Source organism: Sphaerospermopsis kisseleviana CS-549, assembly GCF_028329225.1.
Lineage (GTDB): Bacteria > Cyanobacteriota > Cyanobacteriia > Cyanobacteriales > Nostocaceae > Sphaerospermopsis > Sphaerospermopsis kisseleviana.
Genome location: NZ_JAQMTI010000278.1, coordinates 26,445 through 53,096, shown reverse-complemented (window position 1 = coordinate 53,096; position 26,652 = coordinate 26,445). Strand labels below are relative to the sequence as shown.

At 37.5% G+C, this 26,652-nt stretch carries 27 protein-coding genes and 1 tRNA gene; 14 read left to right on the top strand and 14 right to left on the bottom strand.

Going from position 1 to position 26,652, the window contains the following annotated elements; translation table 11 throughout:
• Nucleotides 1–4 precede the first annotated feature (4 nt).
• Both PN497_RS22010 and PN497_RS22005 read left to right on the top strand, forming a co-directional pair.
• Nucleotides 5–331, top strand: a complete 327-nt coding sequence (locus PN497_RS22010; RefSeq protein ID WP_096570983.1) for a DUF433 domain-containing protein — start codon at nucleotides 5–7, stop codon at nucleotides 329–331.
• 3 nt (nucleotides 332–334) lie between these two features.
• Entirely contained in the window at nucleotides 335–676 is a 342-nt protein-coding gene (locus PN497_RS22005) for a DUF5615 family PIN-like protein (protein ID WP_096570981.1), read from the top strand.
• A gap of 141 nt (nucleotides 677–817) precedes the next feature.
• Here PN497_RS22005 and ndhD1 read toward each other — a convergent pair whose 3' ends face one another.
• From ndhD1 to ndhC, 4 genes are all read right to left on the bottom strand, one after another.
• Nucleotides 818–2,392 (bottom strand): photosynthetic/respiratory NAD(P)H-quinone oxidoreductase subunit D1, encoded by a 1,575-nt coding sequence (gene ndhD1, locus PN497_RS22000; RefSeq protein ID WP_096570979.1) that lies wholly within the window; start codon nucleotides 2,390–2,392, stop codon nucleotides 818–820.
• 1,020 nt (nucleotides 2,393–3,412) lie between these two features.
• The gene (locus PN497_RS21995; protein ID WP_096570977.1) at nucleotides 3,413–3,925 is read right to left on the bottom strand and encodes an NAD(P)H-quinone oxidoreductase subunit J; all 513 of its coding nucleotides are present in this window, start codon (nucleotides 3,923–3,925) and stop codon (nucleotides 3,413–3,415) included.
• Nucleotides 3,918–4,652 carry a photosynthetic/respiratory NAD(P)H-quinone oxidoreductase subunit K gene (gene ndhK / locus PN497_RS21990; RefSeq protein ID WP_096570975.1) on the bottom strand — a complete coding sequence of 245 codons (735 nt, stop codon included), beginning with the start codon at nucleotides 4,650–4,652 and terminating at the stop codon, nucleotides 3,918–3,920. The genes PN497_RS21995 and ndhK overlap by 8 nt, the downstream gene beginning before the upstream one ends.
• Nucleotides 4,643–5,005: a photosynthetic/respiratory NAD(P)H-quinone oxidoreductase subunit C gene (ndhC, locus tag PN497_RS21985; RefSeq protein ID WP_096570973.1), complete on the bottom strand. Its 363-nt coding sequence runs from the start codon at nucleotides 5,003–5,005 to the stop codon at nucleotides 4,643–4,645. Before ndhC ends, ndhK begins: the two co-directional genes overlap by 10 nt.
• Nucleotides 5,006–5,206: 201 nt before the next feature.
• Between ndhC and PN497_RS21980 the strand changes: the two genes are divergently transcribed.
• The 6 genes from PN497_RS21980 to PN497_RS21955 all read left to right on the top strand — a co-directional run bounded on the left by PN497_RS21980 (nucleotide 5,207) and on the right by PN497_RS21955 (nucleotide 7,610).
• Nucleotides 5,207–5,551: a rubredoxin gene (locus PN497_RS21980; protein ID WP_096570971.1), complete on the top strand. Its 345-nt coding sequence runs from the start codon at nucleotides 5,207–5,209 to the stop codon at nucleotides 5,549–5,551.
• A 234-nt stretch (nucleotides 5,552–5,785) separates the two neighbouring features.
• Nucleotides 5,786–6,811 carry a photosynthesis system II assembly factor Ycf48 gene (locus PN497_RS21975; protein ID WP_096570969.1) on the top strand — a complete coding sequence of 342 codons (1,026 nt, stop codon included), beginning with the start codon at nucleotides 5,786–5,788 and terminating at the stop codon, nucleotides 6,809–6,811.
• Between the two features lie 96 nt (nucleotides 6,812–6,907).
• Nucleotides 6,908–7,156, top strand: coding sequence for a cytochrome b559 subunit alpha (gene psbE / locus PN497_RS21970; protein ID WP_096570967.1), 249 nt, complete (start codon nucleotides 6,908–6,910; stop codon nucleotides 7,154–7,156).
• A 9-nt stretch (nucleotides 7,157–7,165) separates the two neighbouring features.
• Nucleotides 7,166–7,303, top strand: coding sequence for a cytochrome b559 subunit beta (gene psbF, locus PN497_RS21965; RefSeq protein ID WP_096570965.1), 138 nt, complete (start codon nucleotides 7,166–7,168; stop codon nucleotides 7,301–7,303).
• Nucleotides 7,304–7,312: 9 nt separating this feature from the next.
• A complete protein-coding gene (locus PN497_RS21960) occupies nucleotides 7,313–7,432 on the top strand; it encodes a photosystem II reaction center protein L (RefSeq protein ID WP_197704893.1) in 120 nt (39 codons plus the stop codon).
• 58 nt (nucleotides 7,433–7,490) lie between these two features.
• Nucleotides 7,491–7,610, top strand: coding sequence for a photosystem II reaction center protein J (locus PN497_RS21955; protein ID WP_013190555.1), 120 nt, complete (start codon nucleotides 7,491–7,493; stop codon nucleotides 7,608–7,610).
• 37 nt (nucleotides 7,611–7,647) lie between these two features.
• Here the strand turns inward: PN497_RS21955 and PN497_RS21950 are convergent, their stop codons facing one another.
• Entirely contained in the window at nucleotides 7,648–7,806 is a 159-nt protein-coding gene (locus PN497_RS21950) for a hypothetical protein (RefSeq protein WP_193944103.1), read from the bottom strand.
• An 88-nt stretch (nucleotides 7,807–7,894) separates the two neighbouring features.
• Here PN497_RS21950 and PN497_RS21945 point away from each other — a divergent pair, with 88 nt between their 5' ends.
• On the top strand, nucleotides 7,895–9,073 hold the full coding sequence (locus PN497_RS21945) for an MFS transporter (RefSeq protein WP_096570963.1): 1,179 nt from the start codon (nucleotides 7,895–7,897) through the stop codon (nucleotides 9,071–9,073).
• A 99-nt stretch (nucleotides 9,074–9,172) separates the two neighbouring features.
• Here PN497_RS21945 and PN497_RS21940 read toward each other — a convergent pair whose 3' ends face one another.
• The 3 genes from PN497_RS21940 to PN497_RS21930 form a co-directional block, all read right to left on the bottom strand.
• Nucleotides 9,173–9,649, bottom strand: coding sequence for a YsnF/AvaK domain-containing protein (locus PN497_RS21940; protein ID WP_228051976.1), 477 nt, complete (start codon nucleotides 9,647–9,649; stop codon nucleotides 9,173–9,175).
• Nucleotides 9,650–9,853: 204 nt separating this feature from the next.
• A complete protein-coding gene (locus tag PN497_RS21935; protein WP_096570959.1) occupies nucleotides 9,854–10,762 on the bottom strand; it encodes a DUF2382 domain-containing protein in 909 nt (302 codons plus the stop codon).
• 225 nt (nucleotides 10,763–10,987) lie between these two features.
• Nucleotides 10,988–11,812, bottom strand: a complete 825-nt coding sequence (locus PN497_RS21930) for a DUF2382 domain-containing protein (RefSeq protein WP_096570957.1) — start codon at nucleotides 11,810–11,812, stop codon at nucleotides 10,988–10,990.
• Between the two features lie 544 nt (nucleotides 11,813–12,356).
• Here PN497_RS21930 and PN497_RS21925 point away from each other — a divergent pair.
• Complete coding sequence (locus tag PN497_RS21925; protein WP_236104115.1) at nucleotides 12,357–12,656, top strand: hypothetical protein; 300 nt, start codon at nucleotides 12,357–12,359, stop codon at nucleotides 12,654–12,656.
• A 311-nt stretch (nucleotides 12,657–12,967) separates the two neighbouring features.
• Complete coding sequence (locus PN497_RS21920) at nucleotides 12,968–13,732, top strand: DUF4231 domain-containing protein (protein ID WP_096570956.1); 765 nt, start codon at nucleotides 12,968–12,970, stop codon at nucleotides 13,730–13,732.
• 94 nt (nucleotides 13,733–13,826) lie between these two features.
• Here PN497_RS21920 and PN497_RS21915 read toward each other — a convergent pair whose 3' ends face one another.
• The 6 genes from PN497_RS21915 to alr all read right to left on the bottom strand — a co-directional run bounded on the left by PN497_RS21915 (nucleotide 13,827) and on the right by alr (nucleotide 23,057).
• Nucleotides 13,827–16,814, bottom strand: a complete 2,988-nt coding sequence (locus PN497_RS21915) for a hybrid sensor histidine kinase/response regulator (RefSeq protein WP_096570954.1) — start codon at nucleotides 16,812–16,814, stop codon at nucleotides 13,827–13,829.
• 29 nt (nucleotides 16,815–16,843) lie between these two features.
• Nucleotides 16,844–19,126 carry a methyl-accepting chemotaxis protein gene (locus PN497_RS21910; RefSeq protein ID WP_096570952.1) on the bottom strand — a complete coding sequence of 761 codons (2,283 nt, stop codon included), beginning with the start codon at nucleotides 19,124–19,126 and terminating at the stop codon, nucleotides 16,844–16,846.
• Nucleotides 19,127–19,204: 78 nt separating this feature from the next.
• Nucleotides 19,205–19,702 carry a chemotaxis protein CheW gene (locus PN497_RS21905; protein ID WP_096570950.1) on the bottom strand — a complete coding sequence of 166 codons (498 nt, stop codon included), beginning with the start codon at nucleotides 19,700–19,702 and terminating at the stop codon, nucleotides 19,205–19,207.
• 331 nt (nucleotides 19,703–20,033) lie between these two features.
• The gene (locus tag PN497_RS21900; protein WP_096570948.1) at nucleotides 20,034–21,083 is read right to left on the bottom strand and encodes a response regulator; all 1,050 of its coding nucleotides are present in this window, start codon (nucleotides 21,081–21,083) and stop codon (nucleotides 20,034–20,036) included.
• Nucleotides 21,084–21,660: 577 nt separating this feature from the next.
• Nucleotides 21,661–21,742: transfer RNA gene (locus tag PN497_RS21895), tRNA-Leu, on the bottom strand.
• Between the two features lie 127 nt (nucleotides 21,743–21,869).
• Nucleotides 21,870–23,057: an alanine racemase gene (alr, locus tag PN497_RS21890; protein ID WP_096570946.1), complete on the bottom strand. Its 1,188-nt coding sequence runs from the start codon at nucleotides 23,055–23,057 to the stop codon at nucleotides 21,870–21,872.
• 355 nt (nucleotides 23,058–23,412) lie between these two features.
• Between alr and PN497_RS21885 the strand changes: the two genes are divergently transcribed.
• The 3 genes from PN497_RS21885 (at nucleotide 23,413) to PN497_RS21875 (ending at nucleotide 26,550) form a co-directional block, all read left to right on the top strand.
• Nucleotides 23,413–23,910, top strand: a complete 498-nt coding sequence (locus PN497_RS21885) for an HNH endonuclease (protein ID WP_096570942.1) — start codon at nucleotides 23,413–23,415, stop codon at nucleotides 23,908–23,910.
• Nucleotides 23,911–24,623: 713 nt separating this feature from the next.
• Entirely contained in the window at nucleotides 24,624–25,922 is a 1,299-nt protein-coding gene (locus PN497_RS21880; protein WP_096570940.1) for a DHH family phosphoesterase, read from the top strand.
• Between the two features lie 160 nt (nucleotides 25,923–26,082).
• Complete coding sequence (locus PN497_RS21875; protein WP_096570938.1) at nucleotides 26,083–26,550, top strand: DUF29 domain-containing protein; 468 nt, start codon at nucleotides 26,083–26,085, stop codon at nucleotides 26,548–26,550.
• The last annotated feature ends 102 nt before the right edge of the window (nucleotides 26,551–26,652 follow it).

Below are 26,652 nucleotides of genomic sequence, written 5' to 3'. Positions count from 1 at the left end.
AAATATGACAAACCAAGACTTAGAAACCCAACTCCTAGCACTAACCCCAACCGAAAAAGCACAAGCCATACAAATATTAACTAAAACCTTAAATCAAACTACATATCCCATTACCAAAACCCCTGGAGTTTGCGGTGGTGAAGCGTGTATTGCTAACACGCGTATTCCTATTTGGTTATTAGTAGAATCTCGACGTTTAGGTATTAGTGAAGCACAACTTTTAGATGATTATCCTCATTTAACTGCTGTTGATTTAGTCAATGCTTGGGCTTATGCAAATGCACATTCTGAAGAAATTGAAACAGCAATTCAAAAAAATGAGGCAGCGTAAATTGTGGTACGTCTTTATGCAGATGAACAATTTCCCCGCGTAGTCAGCGAATTATTACGCAATTTTGGTCATGATGTATTAACAGTGCAAGAAGCAGGGAAAGCTAATCAAAGTATTCCTGATGAAGAAGTTTTAAATTTTGCTATTCAAGAAGAAAGGGCGATTTTAACACTAAATCGCTATGATTTTATTCGACTACACCGCTTACAACCAAATCATTCAGGTATTATTGTTTGTACAAATGATAGTGATAGAAACAGAATGTCACAACGCCTTCATGAAGCTATTTCTCAAGCAGGAAATCTAGCAGGAAAACTAATTAGAGTAGTTCGTCCTTCTATATAAACCCTAACCTTTCCTTCTTTGCGTCTTTGCACCTTTGCGTGAGATAAAAAAATTAAGTATTTTCAATAATTTTCAATAGTAGAATTGACATAAAAAAGGGCAGGTCTTAAACCCACCCTAATGATAAATTGTAACTCAGAACTATTCACCAATCACAGGCGCACTTAAAGAAACCTGTTCCACCGCTTTCTTAGCAGCTAAAGTTGGAACAGAATCCCGTAATCTTGCCGTCAATTGTACAGTAGTAGAATCGTACATTTGAGTTAGCAGTTTGGGATAAAAACCAATCCCAATAATAGGAACTAACAAACAAGCAATGATAAACACTTCACGAGGTTCAGCATCAATTAAAGCTTGGTGAGAAACTAACTCTTCGTTTTCTTGTCCGTAGAAAATTTCTCGCAACATTGACAGCAAATAAATTGGGGTTAAAATCACACCAATTGCCATCAAGAAAATAACGATGACTTTAAATGTAGGGTTATAAGCATCGCTAGTGGCAAAACCCACAAACACCATTAATTCTGCTACAAAACCACTCATTCCCGGCAACGCTAAAGAAGCCATTGAACAAGTAGTAAACATCGCAAAAATCTTCTTCATCCGCTTACCAACACCACCCATTTCATCTAACATCAGGGTGTGTGTCCGGTCATAAGTTGCACCAACCAAGAAAAATAAACTTGCACCTATTAACCCGTGAGAAACCATTTGTAAAACTGCACCACTTAAACCTAAATCGGTAAAAGAGGCTATCCCAATGGTAACAAAGCCCATGTGAGATATTGAAGAGTAGGCAATTTTCCGCTTCAGGTTACGTTGGGCAAAAGACGTTAAAGCCGCATAGATAATATTGACTACCCCCAAAATTACCAACACCGGGGCAAAATAAGCATGGGCATCAGGCAACATTTGGGCATTCATGCGAATTAAGGCATAACCGCCCATTTTCAGCAGAATACCTGCTAATAACATATGCACAGGTGCGGTAGCTTCCCCGTGGGCATCTGGTAGCCAAGTGTGCAGAGGGATGATAGGTAACTTAACAGCGTAAGCAATTAAGAAACCAGCGTATAGTAAAAGTTGTAAATTGAGGGCGTAGTCTTTGAGGGCGAGTGACTGCATATCAAAGGTGACATTATCACCATAAAACGCCATCGTCAAAGAACCGAGAAGAATAAACAGCGAACCGCCGGCGGTGTAGAGAATAAACTTCGTCGCTGCATAATGGCGTTTTTTACCACCCCAAATAGCCAGCAGTAGGTAAACCGGAATTAACTCCAATTCCCACACCAGGAAGAATAAAAGCATATCCTGGACTGCAAACACGGCAATTTGGCCACCGTACATGGCTAAAAGTAAAAAGTAAAATAGCCTGGGTTTGAAGGTAACAGGCCATGCTGCCAAAGCCGCTAAAGTGGTAATAAAACCCGTCAAAATAATCAGAGGCATGGATAAACCATCAGCCCCCACGGACCACTTCAAATCTATTTGTGGTAGCCAAGAATAACTTTCTACCAATTGTAAGTCAGGGTTAGAGAAATCATAACCCAAGTAGAAAGCGGCAATGATGAGGGCAAAATCAATCAAACCGACAATTAAGGCATACCAACGGATGGTTTTACCTTCCTTATCGGGGATGATAGGAATGAGCAGTGACGCGGCTATTGGTAAAAGAATAATCGTCGTCAACCACGGGAAATTAGTTATATTCATCACAATTTGTCTAGGATTAAAATCATCTTTGGCAAAAAGTCCTAGTTATTAATTAACAGCTTTTTACCAAATTTCCCTTTATTGTTAGGTTGATTTAATTAAATTGGCAATTTCTCATGCTACCAGATGCCCCGGCAGAGGATATTTACCGGCTGGGTTGTATCTGGTAGGTAAATTGCCCGCCAATTGGCTCTGATTGAGCTATGATGGCATCTGTTTTACATTAAATGGCAATTTTCTCAAAAAGTCCAAATTCTTTACAATTCTCAAATTTATCAATGGGTATTGACAAGATGAGAGGATTTACAAAATTTTATTTTTATTTTTATTGCAATTTTTATTTTTTTAAGTTTATCTGTGTTAATAATCAGAGATTATTTGTCAGAATCAGGATATCCAGTATTACAGGATTTGCAGGATGTTTGATATATCAAGAATAATTGAACGCAGATGACCACAGATAAACGCAGATGATAGAAGATAAATTAATGGATTTCCTGCTTTTTTATGAACAATAAATTATGGTACAGGAGCTTGTTTAGGATGTTTCCCCGCATAATAGACAACAACCTTTAATTGTTCCTCATCAGGAACATAAAATACCCTATCACCACTTGTAACGTCATACTCCCAAGCACCTTGATAAAGTACCCTTTAAGAGGATGTTTGAAAAGTCTAACTTGGGCGATTAGAAATCACATCTACACAGACAAAACCTGCCTACGCAGGTTTCAAATCCTTAATTTTTCGTTAGTCCACGCAGGTGGACTTTGCTTGTGTAGTAGTGAATTATATTCGCCGAAAAATTTTAAGACAACCTCTTGTTTATTAGCCTCAAACCTTCAATATATCTAGCTTTTGTCTTTATTCAGCAACCCCTACCTAAGATTATTCATAGTTTCGCTAAGTCTCTGATTAACTTAAACTCCAGTTGATAGCACCTCATGATTTTTGCTAACCCCAAAAAAAACAATACCCCTCTCCACCATTGGAAAGGGGTAAACCACAGATTAGCACTACCTAATAAGCGTCTTGCAACTCATAGAAATCAGGCGAGATGTAATCCTTACGTAAAGGCCAACCTACCCAATCTTCCGGCATCAAAATCCGCTTCAAATTAGGATGACCTTCATAGATAATCCCAAACATATCGTAGGACTCGCGCTCTTGCCAGTCAGCAGTGCGCCAAATCCAATACACTGAAGGAACAACGGGATTTTCTCTAGGCAAAAACACCTTAATTCTTACCTCTGCTGGCTTATCAGCATTATCACTCACCTTGATCAAGTGATAAACACTAACTAAATCTTGTCCTGGTCCTAAATCAATACCGCCTTGAAATTGGAGACAATTAAACCCATAAGCATACAAAGCTGTAGCGGTAGGAAGTAAAAACTCAGGTGCAACCTTAATAATTTCTACACCATTGACATCAGCTGCCAAAGATTCGTGGTCAAAACCATTTTCTGTTAACCACTGGGAAACCTGACCCGCAGGAACTATTTTAGATTCTTGAGATTCTGCATCAGCCACGCTTTTCTTTCTCCTTCTGTTTAGATGTCAACAACGCAGGTGGTACAGGCATACCAATCGCTTCTGTTAATTCCTTGGGTGGGTTGTAGCGAGTTTCTGATTGTAAATACTTACCAGTTAAAATTTCGGGAACTGGCTTCATATTGTGGGTGGTACTGTAATAGCGGTGGGTTTGTTTGATTTGACCCCGTTCTTGCATCGAATCATTAGCAATTTTCTTCCGCAATTTAATAATTGCATCAATAATCGCTTCTGGACGGGGAGGACAACCAGGTAAGTACACATCTACAGGAATCAGCTTATCAACTCCGCGTACTGCACTGGGAGAGTCAACGCTGAACATACCCCCTGTAATGGTACAAGCACCCATAGCGATTACATACTTGGGTTCGGGCATTTGTTCATAAAGACGCACCAATTGAGGAGCCATCTTCATGGTAATTGTTCCAGCAGTGATGATTAAATCGGCTTGACGGGGGCTAGAACGGGGAATTAGACCAAAACGGTCAAAGTCAAAACGAGAGCCAATTAAAGCCGCAAATTCAATAAAGCAGCAAGCTGTACCAAACAACAAAGGCCACAAACTAGAAAGCCGCGCCCAGTTGTAAAGGTCATCAACTGTCGTTAAAATCACGTTTTCTGACAGTTCTTGAGTTACCGTAGGACGCTCAATGGGGTTAATAATTCGTTCTTTGTCCTGGGTGGTTAGATTAGAATTTACGACCATTCCAATGCTCCTTTACGCCATGCGTAAACTAACGCGATTACGAGAATCGCAATAAAAATCAATGCTTCAATAAATGCCAATAGTCCTAAACGGTGGAAGGCTACCGCCCAAGGGTATAGGAAAACAGTCTCCACGTCAAAGACAACAAAGACTAAGGCAAACATATAGTAGCGAATGTTGAACTGAATCCAGGCTCCGCCAAAGGGTTCCATACCGGATTCATAGGTGGTGCGCCGTTCAGGGCTGTAGCTACTAGGTCTCAGAAGTTTGGACGCTGATAGCGCCAGGGCTGGAACTAGGCTGCAAAGGATCAAGAAGCCTAGAAGATATTCGTAACCGCTAAGGACAAACACAATAAATATCTACTGATTACTGATTATGGTGGAAATCAAGCTGTAACTTCTTTTTACATTATATCTTTCCAGGTATTTTGAAATCTGGGAAACAGACAGAGTGGAGTATTTGATTCAGTTTGAGGATTGATAGAAAAGTTTAACAATTATGTCATAATTTGTAACGTATCTTTAAGATTTCCCCTCTAGGAGAATCTAGCCATGAGTGAACAAGCTGAAGAAGCTCTTGAGACTCAGGCGTTAGACCGCTATGAGTGTCGCGCCTGCGGTTATGTATATGAACCACAGAAGGGAGACGATAAATATGATATCCCAGCGGGAACAGCGTTTGCAGAACTGCCAATCAATTGGAAGTGTCCAGTTTGCACTGCCAAGAAGGTAGCTTTTGCTAATATCGGTCCTGCGGGTACGGCATCTGGTTTCAAAGAAAACTTAGGTTATGGCTTGGGTGTAAATAAACTGACACCAGCGCAAAAGAATATCTTAATATTTGGTGCTTTAGCCCTTGGCTTCTTGTTTTTTATCAGTCTTTACGGACTACAATAATATCCCTTTTGGGGACTGGTGATTGGGGACTGGTGATTGGTGATTGGTGACTGGTGACTGGTGAATGGGGAAGAAAATTTTAGATTTTAGACCCCAGATTTTAGATTGGAGTTAACAAAAACAATCCAAAATCCAAAATAAAAAACTCCTGCCTCCTACCTCCTGACTCCTAACTCCTGACTCCTAACTCCTGACTCCTGTTCCCTTGATTCACACAAACACTAAAAAATACTGATGCAATCAATTTTCAAAAGGTGGCAAGGTATATTTGCCGCGTTAATAGTAGTCTTAGCTTGTATAGGTTGTAGCAAAGTTCCCTCTACAACTTTTAATCCTTGGGAAGTTATCAGTGTACCAACCGAGGAAAAACTGTTTGATATTGCTTTTACTGATGACCCCAATCATGGTTATTTAGTAGGCAGTAATGCCACTCTGTTGGAAACTAAAGATGGTGGTAGAACTTGGCAACGTTTAGAACTGGCTGTAGATGAGCCAAGATCCCGTTTTGACTCAGTAAGTTTTGCCGGTCAAGAAGGTTGGATCGTGGGTGAACCTTCTTTGTTGCTGCATACCAGTGATGGTGGGAAATCTTGGTCTAGCTTACCTTTGAGTCAAAAATTACCCGGTAGTCCCATTTTGGTGACTGCACTGGGTAAAGGTACAGCCGAAATGGCCACTGATGTGGGCGCGATTTATAAAACTACCGATGGTGGTCTAAACTGGAAAGCACAGGTAGAAACTGCTGTGGGTGTGGTGCGGAACTTAGAGCGATCGCCCGATGGTAAATATATTGCTGTTTCTGCGAAAGGTAGTTTTTACTCTGTTTGGGAACCAGGAATGGCAGCTTGGGAACCCCATAACCGTAATAGTTCCCGTCGTTTAGAAAATATGGGTTTTGCTGATAACGGCCAGTTGTGGTTATTAGCAAGAGGTGGTCAAGTGCAATTTAGTGATCCAGCTAAATCAGATGAATGGTTAGATGTAGAATATCCAGAGTTATCAACTAGCTGGGGTTTATTAGATTTAGCCTATCGCACACCTGATGAAATTTGGATTGGTGGTGGTAGCGGTAACTTGCTACGCAGTACCGACGGTGGCCAAACTTGGGAAAAAGACCGTGATGTGGAAGAAGTCGCTGCTAATCTGTACAAAATTGTATTTTTTAGCCCCGATCAAGGTTTTATCATCGGTGATCACGGCGTTTTGCTCAAATATAACCCCACCAATGCAGAAACAGCCAATCAAGCTGAGGCCGCTTAGGTGATAACCTTTTCTGAGAAGAAAGTTGCAACTTGTAACTGTTTCTAAACTTTGTAGGATAATAGACTCAATAGTAGTTTTTGCGAAGGTAGTTAAATGTCAGGTACCACTGGAGAGCGTCCATTTTCGGACATTGTTACCAGTATTCGTTACTGGGTAATTCACAGCATCACCATCCCAGCTTTATTTATTGCTGGTTGGTTATTTGTCAGCACCGGTCTGGCTTACGATGTTTTTGGTACACCCCGTCCTAACGAGTATTTCACTCAAGTACGTCAAGAAGTACCCATCGTTAGCAACCGTTACGAAGCTAAGAAACAAGTAGAAACATTTATCCAAAAGTAATTTGAGATCATGGCTACCGGCAATAACGTCAATCAACCTGTTACTTATCCTATTTTTACTGTCAGATGGCTGGCGGTTCACACTTTAGGCGTACCTACTGTCTTCTTTTTAGGTGCGATCGCAGCAATGCAGTTTATTCAACGTTAGGAGCAAATCATGGAAAGAACGCCTAATCCTAATCAACAACCGGTTGAACTAAACCGTACTTCTTTGTACCTGGGACTGTTATTAATTTTCGTTCTCGGTATTTTGTTCTCCAGTTACTTCTTTAACTAACTGGAATCGTCATCATTATTAACTTTCTGTTGATTTGTTGTTAAGGGAGGAGAAAACCATGTCTGGAAGTGGGAGAATTCCCCTGTGGGTTGTGGCTACAATCGCAGGGTTGGGTGTAATTACTGTTGTAGGTATTTTCTTTTATGGAGCCTACGCTGGAATCGGTTCTTCATTGTAATGACAACCTGATACGTTTTTCTGTTTAATAAGCAACATTAAATAACCGCCTGTCTCTTGAGGATGGGCGGTTTTAAGGTGACTGGGGACTGGGGACTGGTGACTGGGCAAAAATATCTATCTCCTACCTTCTGCCTACTGCCTTCTGCCTCCTGACTCCTGACCCCTGACTCCTGACTCCTGTAAGGGCGAAGCATTCGGGCGAACAATTATCAATTTTTGTTCCAGGTTATTTTCCGAATGCTTCGCCCCTACGACTCCTGACTCCTGAATTCTTACTTATTTATGAATCGTCATTTTTGGATCACTGCTTTAATTGTCTTTGTTAATTCCCTCAGTTTGACAATTTTAATTCCTATTATTTACCTCTATGGTAAACAATTTGAACTGAGTGATTTTCACACCAGTTTATTATTTTCTATTTACTCAATATCTCAGTTTTTCGCAACTCCAGTAATTGGTAAATTATCTGATAGATTTGGACGTAAGCCTTTATTAATTATCAGTTTAGCAGGTACTGTAATTGCTAACTTTATAGCTGGCAATGCGACAGTAGCCTGGTTGCTATTTTTTGCCAGATTTTTAGATGGTATTACAGGTGGTAATGTTTCTGTTGCTCAAGCTGTGATTTCTGATATTACCAGTCCAAAAAATCGCGCCCAAGCTTTTGGTATTTATGGGGCGGCGATGGGATTAGGGTTTGTTTTAGGACCTGCTATCAGTTTGTTGGCACAGCAGATTTCTTTAGGGACTGCGTTTTTAGCTTCTGGTGCAGTGGCGTTTATCGCTTTATTAATAACAGCTTTATTTTTACCAGAAACTCTGCAAAAACAATCTCAAAAACCTAAAAACATTTTTGATTTAGGTTTAGGAAATTTAATTAAAGGTTTAGTAATGCCAGGAGTGGGCATTTTACTATTAATTAACTTTCTGATTGGTACAACTTTTACAATGTTTACTTATGCTTTTCAACCTTACTTTATTAAAGTGCTAAATCAAAATAGTCAATCATTGACTCTTTTATTTTTAACTTTTGGTACGCTAGGCGTGATTATGCAAACTTGGGGAATTTCTATACTAAAAGAAAAATTTGATGTCGTCAAAATATTATTTTTAGGTTTGTTTTTCCGCAGTTTGTCATTTTTCTTGATGCCAATTTGGGCTAATATTAATTATTTTGTCGTAGTTGGTATATTATTTTCAATCTTCAATTCTCTGGTGCAACCGATGATTAGCACATTAATTTCTCTCAATGCTAAACCAGAAGATCAGGGAACTGCATTAGGATTGAATGCTTCTTATTTAAGTATTTCTAATGGTATTGGTCCTGTAATTGCGGGAATGATTGTACAGCAATCTCAGCCGTTAACTTATGGCTATCCTTTATATTTAGCAGGAATATTCACGTTTGTAGTTTTAGCTTTTGCAATCTATAATCGTCAAAGATATACACCAATTAATTGATAATTGATAATTGATAATTGATTGATATTTTTAATTATTAATTAATTAGTTAATTAGTTAATTAATTAATTAAAAAGGTGGGTAATACCCACCATAAAATTAAATATGAGAAGAATGAGAACAACGGTTAAACCATTCTTGATACTTTTGCTGTTGGGATTGATTTTCTACAGAAATTGTGATTTTGACTTGTTGACAACCATGATCTTTTTCTTGAGCGATCGCATTTAAAAGCAAACTAGCAATTTTTGGGGAAATAAACTCTCCACTCACCGTTAAACCTCTATCCAAACTAGAATCTTTTGATATTTCCTTATTTATTAACTCAAGACCAGGAATCTCCCCGTGACTTAAATCAATTTCTGCTAATTGTTGGTGTTGTGGACTAACTTGTTCAACAATTAATTTTTCCCGTCTCACAGGAACTTGGATCATCTCAGTTTCGATTTCCTTACGAACAATCACCTCTCCTACCTTTTGTTTATTATGATCAACAAACAACCTTTCTTCCAAGAGAGGGATAATCTTTTCTTCCTTTGTGTCCTTCGTGTCTACCCTTCGGGAAATGCTTTGCATAACGTGGTTCATTAAATACAATCAATATTATTTCAATAGTTAAGATAGAAGGATTCAAAATTCAAAATCCAGATCCAGAATAAATTAAGACTTTGATTATCTTGATGTATTTGATAAAATCTTGAATCTCTTGATTCCTGATTTTACAATTATTCTAACTCCTGAATCCTGAATCCTAAATCCTGACTCCTGAATACTTACTAATTATCGTTCTTCAATCGGGAGATTAGGAGCATTCACATCTAACTCTTCCCGACGAACTGTGTCTTGAGTTTCCACAGTATCTTGCTCAACGACTTTTTTCACTCTCACTTCTTCCCGCACAAAAGCCTCTTTTCTAACTTCCGGGATTTCTTCGTGGATTTCCATGCGAGCAACTTCACCTTCATGGAAGTCAGCTTCACGGGAAGAAACTGTTCTACCAGCATTTTCAGGGGTGACACGCTCAATAACAACGTGTTCTCTTTCAACGGGTACTGATACTCGTGCAGTTTCAGTTTCTACGTGCTTACCAACAGTTACATCCCCCACTTTGCGGCGATGTTTATTAGCAATAAGCCGTTCTTGATACAGTTTTAGAGTTTGATGATCTTGCTCATTTAATCCAAATAACTCCGGTTCATTTTCGTAGCGGTAAGTATCACGGGTGTAAGTTGGTGTAGTTCTGGTTGTGGAGGTTGTTGCTACTTCTCTGGAATCTACGGGCGTTGGTGATTCTACTGAACCTGATGTTTCTAACGGTGTGGTACGATAGTCGGGTTTACGATATACACCACGCACCCGTTCTTCATAGTCGTAATCTCCTGCTAAACGTTCGTTAAATTCAGGTAAATCTTCTGCCTGTTCTTTTGTTAAACCAAGAGCATAAACGCGATCATTATTATAGTCGATGCGAGTACGACCAATAGGTAGTAAAACTTTTTTACCAAAAATCCAGAAGCCTAAGTCAACTACTAAATAGCGAAAATGTCCATTTTCATCAACTAACGCATCATGGACTGTACCGATTTTTTCATCATTTCTTTCTGTATATACTCCTAATCCCTTAATGTCTTTGTCTTCAAAAGTAGTGCGGTACTGAGGGTCAAAATCTTCTAATTTGTAAAGAACCATTATATTTTTCCTCAACGGTTAATAGTGTTTCTGAATTTCTTACCTTCAAGAATATTAATTGATGCTGATATTTCCATCTTTCTCACGAATGAATCGCCAGAAAATCTAATTATCAAAAGTCAGATATTTGGTGGAAATGAAAAATACCCAATACCCAGATCCTGGACTTCTTGAAGAAGTCGGGGATCTAAACCCCTACTATCTCCCGATTCCTGATTCATGAATTTATGCACGATTTTCATTGATATTTAATTCACCGGAAGTATTTACATCTAATTCTTCCCGGCGAATCGTGTCTTCTGCTTCCACAATATCCCGATCTACTACTTTTCTGACTCGCACTTCTTCACGAACAAATGCTTCTTTATGAATTTCTGGAGTTTCTTGATAAACATCTATATGTACTACTTCCCCTGCTTGAAATTTAATTTCGTTGGGGTCTACTATTGTACCTATCTCTGGTGTTTGAACTCTATCAATAACAACTCGTTCTTTTTCAATAGGTACTGTCACCCGTGCAGTTTCAGTTTCAATGTGTTTACCAACTGCTACTTCTCCTGTTTTCACCCGATGTTTGTTAGCAATTAGACGTTCTTCATAAAGTCTGAGAGTTTGATGATATTGCTCATTTAAACCATATAAAGTTGGTTCTTGTTCGTAGTTGTAAGTTTCCAGTTCATAAGTTATGGTACCAAGGTGAGAACGATAGATAGAGCGTACCAATTCTTCAAATGATTGATCAACAATGATGTTTTCCCGGTACTCTGGTAAGTGTTCTACTTGCTGTTTGCTCAGTCCATCGACATAGACACGCCCAGCGGGATAATTGATGCGAGCTAGTCCAATGGGTAGTAATATTTTCTTGCCAACAGTATCTAAACTTGTATCAATTACTAAATATCTAAACCTGCCATTTTCATCGACTAAAGCATCAGCAACTGCACCTACTTCTGTTCCTCCTTCGGTATAGAGATTCAAGGTTTTAATATCATCTCCGCCAAAGGTTTCTCTATAGTTTGGATCAAATTCTTCTAGTTTGTAAAGAGGCATATTCTATGTCCATTTTTTTGAATATCTATTCACAACATTAGACGTAATTTGACTATTTTTCCTCTTGCTGATGACTGACTTCTAGCGATATATACTATGGTTTATATCTCATACTGGGAGGGAAATTTTAGGCAATTTTTAGTAGTGATGTTGCTGATGGAAATATAACTAATGATAGATAAAAAATTGATTGAGTAATTTTTTTCTTTCTCATTTCTCGTTCCCATACTCTGTATGGGAATGAATTCTCAAGGCTCTACCTTGATCAATATCACGAAAATGTTACAAAAGAGTCAGAGACTCTTGATAGCATTCCCAGTCTGAGACTGGGAACGAGGAAATATTTTGAGAAGATCAATTTTCAATTTTTAATATACCCCTACCAACTGTGTATAATTTTGCTGCCGCCAATGGTAAATTCTTCTTCACTATTATAAATAAGCGGTTTTACTGTCACCTAATAATACCCAAACATTATAAGGCAATTAGTCTAAATATTTACATTTTTTCTCTATCATCTATATCTGGCAAGAATACAGGATTTATGAAAATTACAAAACAGCAAATTTTAACAATTCATACTTTCTGCGTCTCTGCGTCTCTGCATGAGATAAATTCATATCAATACTCAACACGAAAAACTAATAATATTGAAGAAACTCCTTCCGGATCTGATGATTCATTAATCGCTAAAAATTTGCAAAAAGAACAATATATTGGTATTGCCATTTTATTAGTAGGATTAATCACTATTATCGGATTTTTTAGTCGTAGATTTGAATATGCTTTAATTTTTGCTCTGACTATCACCATGATATTAATGGTTTTCTTTCTCACAGTTTAAAAATATGTGCAATTACTTCATGAATATTTTAATTTGTTTTTTCAACCTCTTGTTGATGAAAACCGATGGAAGATTGCTGAATACTTACAAAGGTATAAATCAAATGTATGGATTTTACAAAACTTTAAATTTTTCATCAAAATATTTTTATTTTTGTTAACTAGCCGTATGACAACCTTGTATTTAATGCTACTTTGGTGTAAGATAATTAATTGTTTGCAAAATGACCTATTTTCAGGCTTTTCACTCAATTTTTAATTGAGTTAGAAAATACTTATACATTCCATCCATTTTCTTCGCCAGGTGAAAAAATGCTCTTGTTCTTAAAGCTGATTGATTATCTATTAGCAGCTGTTTTTATCAGTGCGGCTTTCATCATTTATTTCGATTCTAGTAATCAACAGTATGTACTAGCTGGAGTTGGAGCTTTAGCTATTGCAATTTTTTTGTTTCTCCTCAACAGAAACTCAGTTAATAATGCTAGAAAAGAAGCTCAAAAAGCAGAACTAGCAAAAAAAGCTGAACTATACACCTCTTTATTACAGAATAGTAATTCCTTGGAAAACAATACCATAGTTCCTGCCAGAGCCAAAGCTTTAGAGTATTGCCAAGATTTGATTGATGATTACAAAAGCACTAGAAATTTAGCAAGAAATCTTTACTATATCCTGCAAATTTCTACTGTAATTTTGTCTGGTGTCACCCCAATTTTAGTATTGGTGGATAAGTTAGAAAGCGGACAACCTTGGCTGAAATGGCTACCAGTCATTTGTCCGGCCGTAGCTTCCATTGTCGCTAGTATTGTCACCTCTTTCCCATTTCAAAAAAATTGGGTTGCAGCTAACGCAACTGTTGAATTGTTAGAAGCAGAACAAGAAAAATTTGTCTTGGGAATTACACCAGCTTACCGTTGTTATGATGTTTCTGGAGAAGCAGAACAACAACAAAGAGTAAGTCAAGCAGTCGAATTATTTATTAACCAAGTAAATAATATTCACCTGCAACAAGTTCAACAAGCAGAACAACAACAGGAGAAGAAGAAAGAAGAAGTCTCCGCTGAAGGAACTAACGAATAAACAGGTTCTTAAGATAAACCCAAAACTGAATAACCTCTTTAATATTGAATCCTAATACTCAGATACCGGACTTCTTTAAAAAGTCCGGTAGCTTTCAATTATTATCTGTTTCTGTCATTCTAAAAATCATATCTTCTAATGTTCTCAATAAATCTTGTTCATTATAAGGTTTAGAAAAATACGCCCGCGCTCCTAACTGCATTGCTAGTTGACGATGTTTATTACTACTACGAGAAGTCAACATGGCAACGGGAATACTTTTTAAATCAACATGAGATTTTACCCGTTCTAAAAAGCTATAACCATCAAGACGGGGCATTTCAATATCACAAATTACTGCTTGCACTTTTAACCCACTTTCTAACTTTTCCCAAGCATCTTGACCATCTTTAGCTTGTTCAACCTGATACCCTCCTTTTTCCAAAGTTAAGGCTAAATAACGTCGTACATTAATGGAGTCATCGACAATTAAAATCATGCCTTTTTGATGAGTAGGTCTAGCTATGGGTTTCGGTTTTTGTGGTTTGAGAAAAGCTGTTTTTAATTTAGTGGTAGGTAATTGATTAGTTTTATGAGGACGTTGATTGTTTGTTACCCAAGATACTAATTCATTAGTATTTACTAATGGTACTACTCGACCATCACCAAGCATTGTACAGTTACTAAAACCATCAGGTAAAGGTATATTTCCTTCCACTTGACGAATTGCTACTTCTTGTTCACCCCAACAACGATCTATTTGTACAGCTATTGGTTGATGATCATGTTTGATAATTAACACACTACTAGCATTTATTCCCGTTGGACTTTCTATTTCTAAATGATGATAGTGAGAACAATTAAATTCAAAATAATTACCCAAACGCATTAAAGGTAACATGGTATCTTGCCATTTGAGAAATTCTCCACCATCCATTGAAAAAACTTGCTTATTATCTAATAAAAAGATTTCCGCAACTACATCTGTAGGAAATGCTAAAACCATGCGATGATGTGGACTGGTGGCAGTATCGCTTTCTACTAATAAAACTCTTGCAACTGAAAGAGTAAATGGCACTGATAAAGTAAAAGTTGTACCAATTCTTGCTTGTGTATCAACTTGAATATCACCCCGAACTGATTGTAAGTTATTGCGAACTACATCCATTCCCACACCACGGCCAGATAAAGCTGTCACTTTTTCAGAAGTGGTAAAACCAGGTTCAAAAATTAGTGATAATAGTTCATCTTCACTCGCAGTAGCTATTAATGTGGTATCCAAACCCATAGCTACAGCACGTTGACGAATTTTTTCTATAGAAATACCTCTACCATCATCACTGATAGTAATAATTGTCCGATCGCTGCGATGAAATCCTTTAATTTCTATCAATCCTTGTTCTGGTTTTCCTAAACTCCGACGGGTAGCAGGATCTTCAATTCCATGATCAAAAGCATTACGTAATAAGTGCATTAAAGGTTCATTCAAAGCTTCTAAAATACTACGTTCAATTAAAGTTTTCCCCCCTTCAATTTTTAATTGAACATTTTTACCATATTCAACATTTAAATCTCTAATTGCTCTGGGAAAACGTTCAACTAAATCAGATAAAGGACGCATTCGCACTTGCGTTAATTTTCTCTGGACTTGCTTAGATGTTTTATTCAACTTCCGAGCAATTTGATCTGTATCATCAATACTGAGTTGAATATCACTGGCAACTTCTGCTACCTGAACAATAGTTTCCATCACATCCTGAGAAAGCAAGTTTAATTTTTGATAGCGATTTAATGTTTCTGTTTCTCTCATCGTCTCTGCTGATGTTGATACTCCAGAATTTACATCTTCGCTAATGATTTTTTCATAAACTGCACGCACTTGTTGATTTTCTTGATGCAAAGTTTGCACTCGTTGGCCTAGTCCTAAAACCAATTTACGTAATCTTTCTAATTGGGAATTTAAACCATTACGCTGTATGATAATTTCCCCAAATAAATCATTAATTTCTTCTAATTGTTTACTAGGAACTCTAACTGTATTTTCATGAATTTCTTTATCTTTAGTAACTCCAATGATTTCGCTTTTGCGTTCAATATGTTTATAGTCTAAGGATGTATTTTCTTGAGTAAATGCTACATTTGGATCAGGAAACTCGACAGCATTGATTTCTGGGGGTAATTCTATTTCTAAATCTGCAAAATCAGGAATTACTACTTCTGCTACTAATTCTGCTACTAAGGTATTCTCTTGATTTTCTGTAGGGATATTGCTAGTATTAACCTGTGGGGGAATAGGATTAACAACTACTTCCCCTAACTCACCTAGCTCAATATTTGCTGGTATTCTATCCCGTTGATTTGTTAATACTAAAGCTTGCGATCGCCTCCATGCTTGCAATGCTAACTGAGCAATTTCCACACAGCGATCGGGATGATTTGCTAAATGTTCACGCACTGAATCACAAAGCTGAGTAAAAGCAGGTAACTCCAACATTTCACCCAAACCACCAAACTCTGTAGCCATCACTTCTACTTGTGAATATAAATCATTTGTAGAACTATTTGCTGATAAAGATTCTAAAGTTTGTTCTAAAGTTTGCAGACATTCTTCTACTTCCGTTTCAAACAGCAAAGGAATAATTTCTTGACCATCTTCTGGTGAGAGCATGGTAGTAATATCCTCTGGAGAAGGATCACCCAAACGCTCATGCAGTTCATCAAAAATCGGATAACAAAAAGTTCTTAACCATTTATCATCTAGAGATTTTCTATCTGATAATAATTCTACAATTTGCCGTAACCAATCAACTCCAGATAACAATAAACTCTGTAAATGAGTATCAATTTTTAAAGATTTTTTCCGAGTTTTTAAAACCTTAAAAGAATCTTCCAAACGATGAGCCAAATTACTCAAAACTTTAAAACTCATCATCGCCGCACCACCTTTAATAGAATGGGCAGCTCGCATAGCAGCATTAATCTTATCTACATCTAGATGTTTACTTGTATCTATTTCCAGTACGATACTTTCTAAGGTATTCAAATAATCAGTTGCTTCCTCCAAAAACTGCATTTGAATTTCTAGTTCTTTATCTGTAGTCATAGATTATTTTTCCTTATTTATTTTTTAAATTAATTGACTTTAAAAGTCTCAACCTTTTGTTCTAATTGCTGGGAAATCTCCGCAGTTTTTTGTAAAGATGTAGAAATGTGTCGGCAAGACTCGCTATTGCTTTGTGAAATAGCCAGCACATTTTTCATTAATTGGTTAATCACCTGTGATGTTTCTACCTGAGAAACTGAAGCAGTAGCAATTGACTTAACAAAAGCATCTATTTGTTGGGAAATATCTACAATTTCGCTTAAACTCTGCTTCGCATCTGCGGCAATTTGCGTACTTTGAATCACCTGATTTGTCCCCACCTCCATAGCTTTCACAACTTCATCTGTATCTCGTTTAATTTGCTCGACAATTTGCTCAATTTCTTGAGTAGCAGCCGCACTGCGTGTTGCTAATTCCCCTACCTCTTCCGCAACAACAGCAAAACCTTGACCTTCTTCTCCTGCACGTGCCGCTTCAATACCGGCATTAATCGCCAACAAATTAGTTTGAATCGCAATTTGGTTAATTAAAGACACCACACGAGAAATTTGTTGAGAAGATTCTCCCAAATGCCTAACTTTTTTGGCAGTTTCGCCCACGGTTTCTTGCAAAGATAAAATATTTTCTACTGTCAAATCCATTGCTTTTCCACTTTTGTTAGCATTGTGGTTAGCATGATTAGCAATAGCAGTAATTTCTTGAGCGCCATCTGCTAAAGCTTGGATAGATTTGGTCATTTGCTCAACTGTTACTAAGGTGCGGTTTATTTCTTCAATTTGTGTAGTTGCTGATTCTGCTAAGTATTTAATATAGTCTTGATTTGAGCCAATATCTCTATTAATTTCACTCGCATTCTGTTTGACTTGGGTAACAATATCTCGGAGGCTTTCTAAAATAGAATTGAACACATTAGCAATAGTACCAATTTCCCCATCTTGCACCTTCGCCTGTACTTTGAAATCACCTCTAGTCGCATTTTTAACCTGACTAATTAATTGCAAAAGTTGTAAATGCAGAGTATCTTGTTGCTGCTTTTGTTCCTCAGATATAGATTCTTTGATAGATTCTTGATTCACCTGAATATAATCTTTACCATCAGCAGGTAATTCTTCAGGTAATTCGGCAATTTTCTGATCTTCCAGAGGATTCTCAATTTTATTAGTGAGGTTTTCTACTGCTACTAATTCAGCCGAATTTTGCTTGATGATACTCTTTGCTAACCAAGCAACCAGCAATGTCATCACTAATGCTATTAATGTTGTGATATTAACAATCAGCTTGAGAAATTGTCTTTGCGGTCCAAAAGCAATTCCAGCATTTTCAGCCAGAATTAATTGCCACTTGAGATCCGGTAAACCTTCTAATTTTTTTAGCGGTGCATAACTAACCAATTGTGGCGTTTGATGAATGGTTCTCACTCCTGTAGAATTTTCGACATTTTCACTGTTCAGCAAGTCAGCTAAACCAGGATATATTACTGTAGCTTTTTGACCTAATAACTCCCTCTGAAGACTGAGAAAAAATTTCCCCTCATGATCAACTAAATAATAATCTTTGTTATTATCTACCTGATCTTTTATTGCTTCTATTAACCCTTGCATGGATATGCGTGTTCTCACTACAGCAATCACTTTTCCTGTAGCTACATCTTTCACAGGAGCAGCAATATAAATCACTACTACATTATTTTGTAATCTTTCTGGTTGACTAATAACAGGAGCATTCTTTTGTATAACATCTTGAAAATATTTCAGGTTTTGTTCTTGACTACTGGTTGCACCTTGAGATTGAATAATCACTCTTCCATTCAAGTCAAAAACCGCCAGATGATCATAACCTTGATAAGCTGTAATGAACCGATTTAATACTGTTTGTTTTTCGGCAAGAGTGGTACTTTTACTAACTTCAGCATTAGTCAAAAATGGCAAAGTTGAGAGAATTTGAATATCTCCATATCTTGCCAACAGAAACAGATTAATAATATCACCTAAACTAATTAATTTATTTTCTTGAGTTTTGATAATTTGCTTACTAATCACATTGCTACCAAAGCTATAAGCAATTATGCCAATTCCCAATACCGGTAAGGTACCGATAGCAATGGAAAAAATTAATGCTTTTGCTCTTAATTTCACTTGCTGTAAATATTTATTAATTATATTTTTCCCAAAATACTTATGAGTAGTTGTTATATGTTCCTGTTCAACAACTTCTTTAACTTCTTTTCTCTTATCTGTCATGGGCGATAATGTCTTAATAGATGCTTTTTTATTGGGATCACCAGTCTGAGCAGTGTCAGTTTTATGAAACATAAATGAATACCCCTAAATTAATACCCCTGACTCTATGTAATAATAACAACAAAAAATGATTTTTCTGAGCTTGATTAACTAATCACTGCCCCCATGAGAATAATTTACAATATTATGTGCATCTAATACCAACAATATTTCTTCTTTTTGTTCCACGCAGCCACATAAATAAGGCACTAAACTAGCCGCCACTTGTCCCACAGGAGAATGAATATCATCAGCCATCAATTTAGTCGTACCTTTAATTTCTTGCACAACTAAACCTAAAAGCTTTGATTCCACTTTGGTCACGATAATATTATACTTTCTCAGGCGATGATCTAAACCTTCTAAATTAAACATTTTTGGCAAATCAATTACCCAAATTACCCGACTACGCCAATTCATCAATCCTAATATACAGGCTGGCATATTAGGCATAGATGTTACAGCTTCAATAGGTACAATAATTGCTTCTTGGGTGTGAGCGACGGATAATACAGCTGTAGTTTGTTGATTGATTTGAAATTGAAGATAGCTATCTCCCAAAGAGTTTTGAATAGTTTGATAATACACGGTTTGTTTAGAATTGCTCATGACTGTAATTCAAATATTTGTTGGCAAAATTCTCAAAAATTTATGACTTACGCAATATTAAACTAAAAACCTGATTCTTGAGTAGGGTTAATTCATGAATTACCCCTACTTTCGTTCTGTTTTGCGTAATTACTGAACTTGAAAAGTTCTATCAGGTTCAATATTGAAAGATATTATGCATTATGAATAATAAGAATTTCAATATTCTTCTGACTTCTGTAAAGACTTTCCCCATTCACAAATTCTCATTCTTAGGGTGAAAGCTTTTAGTCAAGTGTGGCGTAGCCATTGGCTGATTACTGATAGCTCAATACTTACGAAAAGTATTAAATTAACCAATGTATTTAGATACCATTTTCAGCAAATCTGATCTTGTAAAAGGCTTAGTTAAATAGCCAGATGACCTGACAATTTTCGCCTTCGCTTTATCCACAAATCCGGTTCTACCAGTAACCATAATAATGGGTGTATTTTTAAATGCTGAATGCTTCCGTAATAATGAACATAGTTCATAACCATCTAAATTAGGCATTTCTACATCTAGTAAAATTAAGTCTGGTTTGCTTCTAATGATTTGCATTAAAGCTTTAATTGGATCATTAATCATGACAACAGAAAATGTTTTTTCATCTAAAAAATGTCTAATAGAATTCAGCACTGCTTGGCTATCATCAATACAGGCAATTGTATATAATTGCTCACTCAAAACAGATGGCAAATTGTTATGAAAATTCCTTTCAACAGTGGCGAATTTTGCTGATTTATCCTCTAATTCATCTTCTGTTTTTGGTGCAGATGTTGTTTGTTTTGTTAAACTGCTATTAGATAATTTTTTTGACTGAATTTGTTGACGATAACGTAACTGTTTTTGACACTGTTCTACTATTAATTGCAAATCCAGATGACAGTATTTTGGTAGTTCATTTAAGGAATTATCAGGATTAAGTTTATAGTTACCTTCTCTTAAAGAAATAAAAGACTCTAGCACTTCTTTGGACAGTTCTTCTATTAACATCCCTGCTTGTTGATGGGTAATATAATTTTCATTTACTAGCCAGCAAATCGCATGATAGTCAGCGTTTGGTATCAATTGACGGTTATTGCCATACTGATATATCAAACCCATCTGTTCATAAGTTACATTGTTAAAAGTAGGAATTTCCTGATTTAAACGTTGTAAGTGACTCTCCAGACGTTCAAATAGTTTATCTGAATAAGTAGCGTAAGTTAATTTACCTTCTTCTAAATAAATTGACCAAGAAACTAATCCAGTAAATACACTTAAACAACCTGTTATTTTTTTTGTGCTTAACTGTGCCAACAAAGACAGGGGATGTAGTTTGTTAAACAACCTGTAGCTACCTAGAGGAGTTGTCATCATTTTGCTTTAGCTAAATTAAAGACTTGTGATTTGAATTTGCATAGCAGATACATCACAATTGAAACCAAGTATAAAACATCAAAGATTTAGTAGTCATAAATACAAAGCCAGATGTTTTATTTTGTATGAACTCTCAAAAATAACAGAGTTACAGCAGATTGCAGATCAATCAGGTACAGAATCAAAAGTGAAACATAAACAGAAAGAGAGTTTTACTCCTGACTCCTGCTGTATTTAAAGATTATCAAATCTTAGTCAATTTGTAAGTTTTCCATCACTTACTGACAGATACTGCGATAATCAAATATTTTGGGTGAATCACGCCAAACATATTCACAATCAAATTATAAAAAATTATTAACTTTATTAAATACTGTAATTTACCGCAAATAGCTTTTTAGCTTGCTGTTCACGGTATACTCAACCAATCTCTCTGTATTTATCAGCAAATACAAGTTTTACCCAGCTTTCTTGTTGTTTACACTCTGCTGAATCCAAGCCATTATTTTAATCATGCTGATTTTTCAACTTCGATATCAGCGCCAACAGAAGTTTTTTATGATCAATTTTTTTAAAATGCGGATGAAAGGACTTGAACCTTCACACCTTGCGGTACTAGAACCTAAATCTAGCGCGTCTGCCAATTCCGCCACATCCGCATCAGGATACTATAATAGCATAACAAATTAGTAATGGCAAGAGGGAATTGGTGATTGGTGATTGGGAAACATAAAATTGATTACCCAGTCCCCAGTCCCCAGTCCCCAGTCCCCAGTCCCCAGTCCCCTACATCACAGCAACACGGGGTAGACGATGCTTGAAGCCGCAAAGAATTTCCCACGAAATGGTATTTAATTGATTTGCCCAATCATCAGCTGTGATTTTTTCTCTTCCTTGTTCTCCCAATAAGGAGACTATTTCCCCTTCCTGGACATCGGGTATGGAACTGACATCTATCATGAGTTGATCCATTGTAATCGCGCCAATTTGCTGCAAACGCTGGCCACGCAGTAAAACTTGCATTTGTTGGGAAAGACTGCGGGGAACTCCATCCGCATAACCAATACCCACTACTGCAATCCGCATTTCTCTGGGTGCGATAAACTTATGACCATAGCTCACACCAGTTCCCGCAGCAATTGTTTTTACATGGGTAATTCTGGCTTTGAGTTGTAAAACCGGTCGCAGTTTGATTTGATTTTGCAGGTGGGGAGCAGGATAAAGTCCATAAATGGCTAAACCTGCACGCACCATATCATAATGTAATCTCGGATCTGCCAGGGTAGCGGCTGAATTGGCTAAGTGCAAACTGGGAATTGTGATACCTCTGGCTTTGATTTGGGCGATCGCTTCCTCAAATCGTCTATGCTGTTCTTCCATGATCGCCGGATCAGGACTATCTGCTGTAGCTAGGTGAGAATAAATACTGTCAATATTTAGATGTGGTAATCTTTGTACTAATTGCACAAAATCACCTGCTTGCTGCCAATCAGTACCTAATCTCGACATTCCTGTATCTAATTTGATGTGTACAGGTAAGGGAGAATTATATTTAATTGCTTCTAATGTGTTGGAAAATATTAAAGCTTGTTTAGGGCTGCAAAGTGTAGGTTGCAGTTTCCAATGAGCGATCGCATGAATTTGTTCTGCTGTATTGGTTGCTCCTAAAATTAAAATCGGTGCTTTTATTCCACCTTCCCGTAATTGAATCCCTTCGGGAACTGTCGCTACCCCCAACCAACTCGCACCCGCTTCTAACACAGTTTTAGCAACGGTTACCGCCCCATGTCCATAGGCATCAGCTTTTACCACTGCCATTAACTGTGTACGTGGTGATAAAAATCTTACTAATTGCTTGACATTATCGGACAACGCCCCTAAATCAATTTCCACCCAAGCACGTTGAGAAAACCAAGCGTAAGTATTGCACTCCTGACTATCAGCAAAACTAGGGGTTTGTTTGCTACTAAACATTCCTCTTCACTCCTATCACACCACTGCAAAGCTTCCAGACGCTCCGACTGTGCTAATTTTTGCCCCTTAAAGCCATATCAATTTAATCAGCAAAGTGTACCGTTGATCCGGGAGTTTGTACAAGTAGTCAGGAGTCAGAATAATTTTAGATTTTAGATTTTAGATTTTAGATTTTAGATTGGAATTGACAAAAACAATCCAAAATCCAAAATCCTTTCATTGTATCCCCAGTCACCAGTCCCCAGTCCCCAATCACCTGCAACCAAATTATTAAGGAAGTATAAATTATTCTCATCTCCCCAGAAAGGTATATTTGTGTTAAAATATCTAAAACTAATACCTTGAGCTAATATCAATGGGGAAGGTTTTAGTCCTAAACGCCTCCTACGAACCGCTCAACATCACGAGTTGGCGACGTGCCATAGTTTTGTTGATAAAAGGCAAGGCAGAACACGTAGAACACAACGGCAAATTCCTCTACTCGGATTTTCCTCTGCCAACCGTAATCCGGTTGCGTCATTACGTGCGTGTTCCCTATAAAGAAATTCCTCTGACGCGCCGAAATATATTGCATCGAGATGGGCATACTTGTCAATACTGTGGCTACACAGGTGATGAGTTGACCCTAGATCATGTAATGCCGCGATCGCGTGGAGGAGGTGACACCTGGGAAAACATCGTTACTGCCTGTGTACGCTGCAACGTCAAAAAAGGCTGTCGTACACCTCAAGAAGCCCGGATGCCTTTGCGCCATCCACCCCGTCAACCATACAGTAGCCTCTATTTTGAGGTGACAAAACATCTCAAGAGTGGACTTCATCAGGAGTGGCAAAAATATGTGATAGGACTTTGACATTAACACAGAAATAATTGAGACAGCAGGGGAATGAGTCTTCACCTGTAGGTGTTGCTGTTTGACCTTGGTCAACACAGTATACCACAAGTTGAGGGTTAAATTTGCCCTTGGTGAGTGTTTTTTTTGCAGCTTTTCAGGGGCATTCCCCAAAGCTGGAAGGATTGTTTGTTTAAATTCCAGCGAGACAACACAAACACAGATTTACTATTATACCTCATTTTTTGAGGCATGGATCATTGTCACTATAAATTATTCCCAATCATCACAAAATTAAGCTTGAAGGTATATTTTTGAGGAAAATAGTTGTTAATGGCTGAGAAAACATAATAAATATATTTAGATAGTAAGTATTGTAAAATTCCGAAACTGTGTATACTAAAAAACGTTACAATACCCAAACTGAGATAAATATTGAAGTTAAAATCAGCTTTTAAGAAAAAGTTGCTGGGTTATAAGAAAAAGCGCAGCGAGTATTTTTCCGTCCTGAAAGACCTAGACCTGTACCAAATTTTTTTAATCTAAAATCTCAAATCTCAAATCTCAAATCTCAAATCTCAAATTCCCGGTCAGCAATCCCTGACTAGTGGGCTTGACAAAACATAGACAAACATGATGCCGTGCCAAAGCTGTAGATTTCTGTCAAGATCTTAATGTGTGGACGAGCCAGAGCATAACTGGTGGAAGCCACCAAGCTGAAAACTAAATTCCCTATGTACTTGAATTCTCCCGTTACTCAATTTGAGGGCTTTTCATTGACCACAGAGCCGAATGGGGAGGAAGTAGAAATAGAGAGAGATGCTCTTGAACTTCCACCACTTACCCGGCCTTCCTTGCCAGCAGCAAATGGGGCAGCAGCAAATGGTGATGGAGGTATCTATTTAGCTCAACGTGGCAATTCCCTGGCGATTCAGAAGTCAGAAGAGTTACAAAAAACCCTGCTCAACCATAGACATGAGCGCCATCTGGTAATTCTACAAGATTTTCCTGACCCTGATGCTCTTTCTTGTGCTTGGGCTTACCAACTAATTGCCCAACAATACGATATCAAATGTGAAATAATTTATGCTGGCACTCTCAGCCATCAGGAGAATATTGCCTTGGTTAAGCTAACTACTTTACCTGCTCAACGCTGGACAATGCAAACCCTAAAAAGTAAAGATTTGTTATCTTATCAAGGGTTTGTGTTGATTGATAATCAGGGAACTACATCTCAATTACTAGCAGCAGTACAACAGGCTGGACTTCCCCTAGTCGTGCTGGTTGATCATCATAGCTTGCAAGGAGAACTGAAAGCTGAGTTTACCGATGTTCGTCCTTATGTACGAGCAACTGCCACAATCTTTACACAGTATTTACAATCGGGTTTACTCACATTAGATAGCAGTCTGAGCCAGCACGTAAAATGTGCAACTGCTTTAATGCACGGTTTGCGCTCAGACACCAATCGGTTAATGCAAGCGCAAGAAGAAGATTTTATGGCAGCTGCTTACCTGAGCAGGTTTTATGATGCTCAGTTGCTCAATGCCATTTTACAAGCCAATCGTTCTAAGCGTGTAATGGATGTGATCGAGCGATCGCTCAAAAATCGCATTGTCCAAAATAACTTTTCCATAGCTGGTGTAGGTTATTTACGCTACGACGACCGAGATGCTATACCCCAAGCAGCTGATTTTCTGGTGACAGAAGAAAACGTGCATACTGCTGTAGTGTACGGCATAGTTCACGATGAAGATGACGAACTAGAAGTAGTCATAGGTTCTCTGAGAACCACAAAACTTACCTTAGATCCTGACGAATTTATCAAAGAAGCCTTTGGACAAGATAGCACAGGACGGTTTTTTGGTGGTGGACGCACTGGTGCAGGTGGCTTTGAGATTCCGATGGGATTCTTATCTGGCGGTAACGAAAATTCTGCTTATGCGAAAATGAAATGGGAAGTTTTTGATGCTCAAATTAAGCAGAAATTATTGAAATTGGTAAATCCTAAAGATAACCCAATTCAGTCTTAATTACCCTGTTTCGGTAAAAATCCCCTCATTCCCCATCCGTTGTGAGGTTGGGGGTAAATAAGGCAGGAGTAAAACTGGCTTTGTGTATAGGTTTTAATTGAGATTGCGTACCTCATTGATATGCAATCTTATTTATCATCATTAAAATGTGAGCAATTCTATGATGAAATATCTTTACGAACAGGATTTTCAAGTTTGGATTGATACAACAATTCAGAATTTACAAAAACGTGAATTTGAATCACTAGATATAGAGAATTTGATTGAGGAATTAACAAACTTGGGGAAATCAGAAAAGAATGCTCTTAAAAGTAATCTAATGATTCTATTAGCTCATTTGCTGAAATTAAAAGTTCAATTTGATGCTCCAGATACCATGAAAATGAGTTGGTACAACTCAGTTATTGAACACCGTCAGCGAGTTTTGAACAATTTACAAGATACCCCATCTCTCAAAAATTTTCTTCCTGAAGCAATTGAGCAAGCATATCCTCAATCTCGAAAATTAGCTATTAAAGAAGGTAAATTAGCTGCTTTTGGGGTTCGTGTTCCTGATGAGATTGAATATCCTCATACTTGTCCATTTTCCCTAGAGCAAATATTAAATGAAGATTTTTATGGTTTGTAACTGTATAGTTAAGTGTACAATAAGAAAAAACCGCGAACCAAGATAGTTGGTGTCACGGCTTTCGGTATGGTGTGAGGAGCTTAACTAACTCCATCATAGATC

What these genes read in the sequence shown, in the direction of transcription:
- PN497_RS22010 (WP_096570983.1), top strand. Translation starts at nt 5, where the DNA reads ATGACAAACCAAGACTTAGAAACCCAACTCCTAGCACTAACCCCAACC.
- ndhD1 (WP_096570979.1), bottom strand. Translation starts at nt 2,392, where the DNA reads ATGAATATAACTAATTTCCCGTGGTTGACGACGATTATTCTTTTACCA.
- ndhK (WP_096570975.1), bottom strand. Translation starts at nt 4,652, where the DNA reads ATGGTCGTAAATTCTAATCTAACCACCCAGGACAAAGAACGAATTATT.
- PN497_RS21980 (WP_096570971.1), top strand. Translation starts at nt 5,207, where the DNA reads ATGAGTGAACAAGCTGAAGAAGCTCTTGAGACTCAGGCGTTAGACCGC.
- PN497_RS21975 (WP_096570969.1), top strand. Translation starts at nt 5,786, where the DNA reads ATGCAATCAATTTTCAAAAGGTGGCAAGGTATATTTGCCGCGTTAATA.
- psbE (WP_096570967.1), top strand. Translation starts at nt 6,908, where the DNA reads ATGTCAGGTACCACTGGAGAGCGTCCATTTTCGGACATTGTTACCAGT.
- psbF (WP_096570965.1), top strand. Translation starts at nt 7,166, where the DNA reads ATGGCTACCGGCAATAACGTCAATCAACCTGTTACTTATCCTATTTTT.
- PN497_RS21960 (WP_197704893.1), top strand. Translation starts at nt 7,313, where the DNA reads ATGGAAAGAACGCCTAATCCTAATCAACAACCGGTTGAACTAAACCGT.
- PN497_RS21955 (WP_013190555.1), top strand. Translation starts at nt 7,491, where the DNA reads ATGTCTGGAAGTGGGAGAATTCCCCTGTGGGTTGTGGCTACAATCGCA.
- PN497_RS21950 (WP_193944103.1), bottom strand. Translation starts at nt 7,806, where the DNA reads ATGCTTCGCCCTTACAGGAGTCAGGAGTCAGGGGTCAGGAGTCAGGAG.
- PN497_RS21945 (WP_096570963.1), top strand. Translation starts at nt 7,895, where the DNA reads ATGAATCGTCATTTTTGGATCACTGCTTTAATTGTCTTTGTTAATTCC.
- PN497_RS21940 (WP_228051976.1), bottom strand. Translation starts at nt 9,649, where the DNA reads ATGCAAAGCATTTCCCGAAGGGTAGACACGAAGGACACAAAGGAAGAA.
- PN497_RS21935 (WP_096570959.1), bottom strand. Translation starts at nt 10,762, where the DNA reads ATGGTTCTTTACAAATTAGAAGATTTTGACCCTCAGTACCGCACTACT.
- PN497_RS21930 (WP_096570957.1), bottom strand. Translation starts at nt 11,812, where the DNA reads ATGCCTCTTTACAAACTAGAAGAATTTGATCCAAACTATAGAGAAACC.
- PN497_RS21925 (WP_236104115.1), top strand. Translation starts at nt 12,357, where the DNA reads ATGAAAATTACAAAACAGCAAATTTTAACAATTCATACTTTCTGCGTC.
- PN497_RS21920 (WP_096570956.1), top strand. Translation starts at nt 12,968, where the DNA reads ATGCTCTTGTTCTTAAAGCTGATTGATTATCTATTAGCAGCTGTTTTT.
- PN497_RS21915 (WP_096570954.1), bottom strand. Translation starts at nt 16,814, where the DNA reads ATGACTACAGATAAAGAACTAGAAATTCAAATGCAGTTTTTGGAGGAA.
- PN497_RS21910 (WP_096570952.1), bottom strand. Translation starts at nt 19,126, where the DNA reads ATGTTTCATAAAACTGACACTGCTCAGACTGGTGATCCCAATAAAAAA.
- PN497_RS21905 (WP_096570950.1), bottom strand. Translation starts at nt 19,702, where the DNA reads ATGAGCAATTCTAAACAAACCGTGTATTATCAAACTATTCAAAACTCT.
- PN497_RS21900 (WP_096570948.1), bottom strand. Translation starts at nt 21,083, where the DNA reads ATGATGACAACTCCTCTAGGTAGCTACAGGTTGTTTAACAAACTACAT.
- alr (WP_096570946.1), bottom strand. Translation starts at nt 23,057, where the DNA reads ATGTTTAGTAGCAAACAAACCCCTAGTTTTGCTGATAGTCAGGAGTGC.
- PN497_RS21885 (WP_096570942.1), top strand. Translation starts at nt 23,413, where the DNA reads ATGGGGAAGGTTTTAGTCCTAAACGCCTCCTACGAACCGCTCAACATC.
- PN497_RS21880 (WP_096570940.1), top strand. Translation starts at nt 24,624, where the DNA reads ATGTACTTGAATTCTCCCGTTACTCAATTTGAGGGCTTTTCATTGACC.
- PN497_RS21875 (WP_096570938.1), top strand. Translation starts at nt 26,083, where the DNA reads ATGATGAAATATCTTTACGAACAGGATTTTCAAGTTTGGATTGATACA.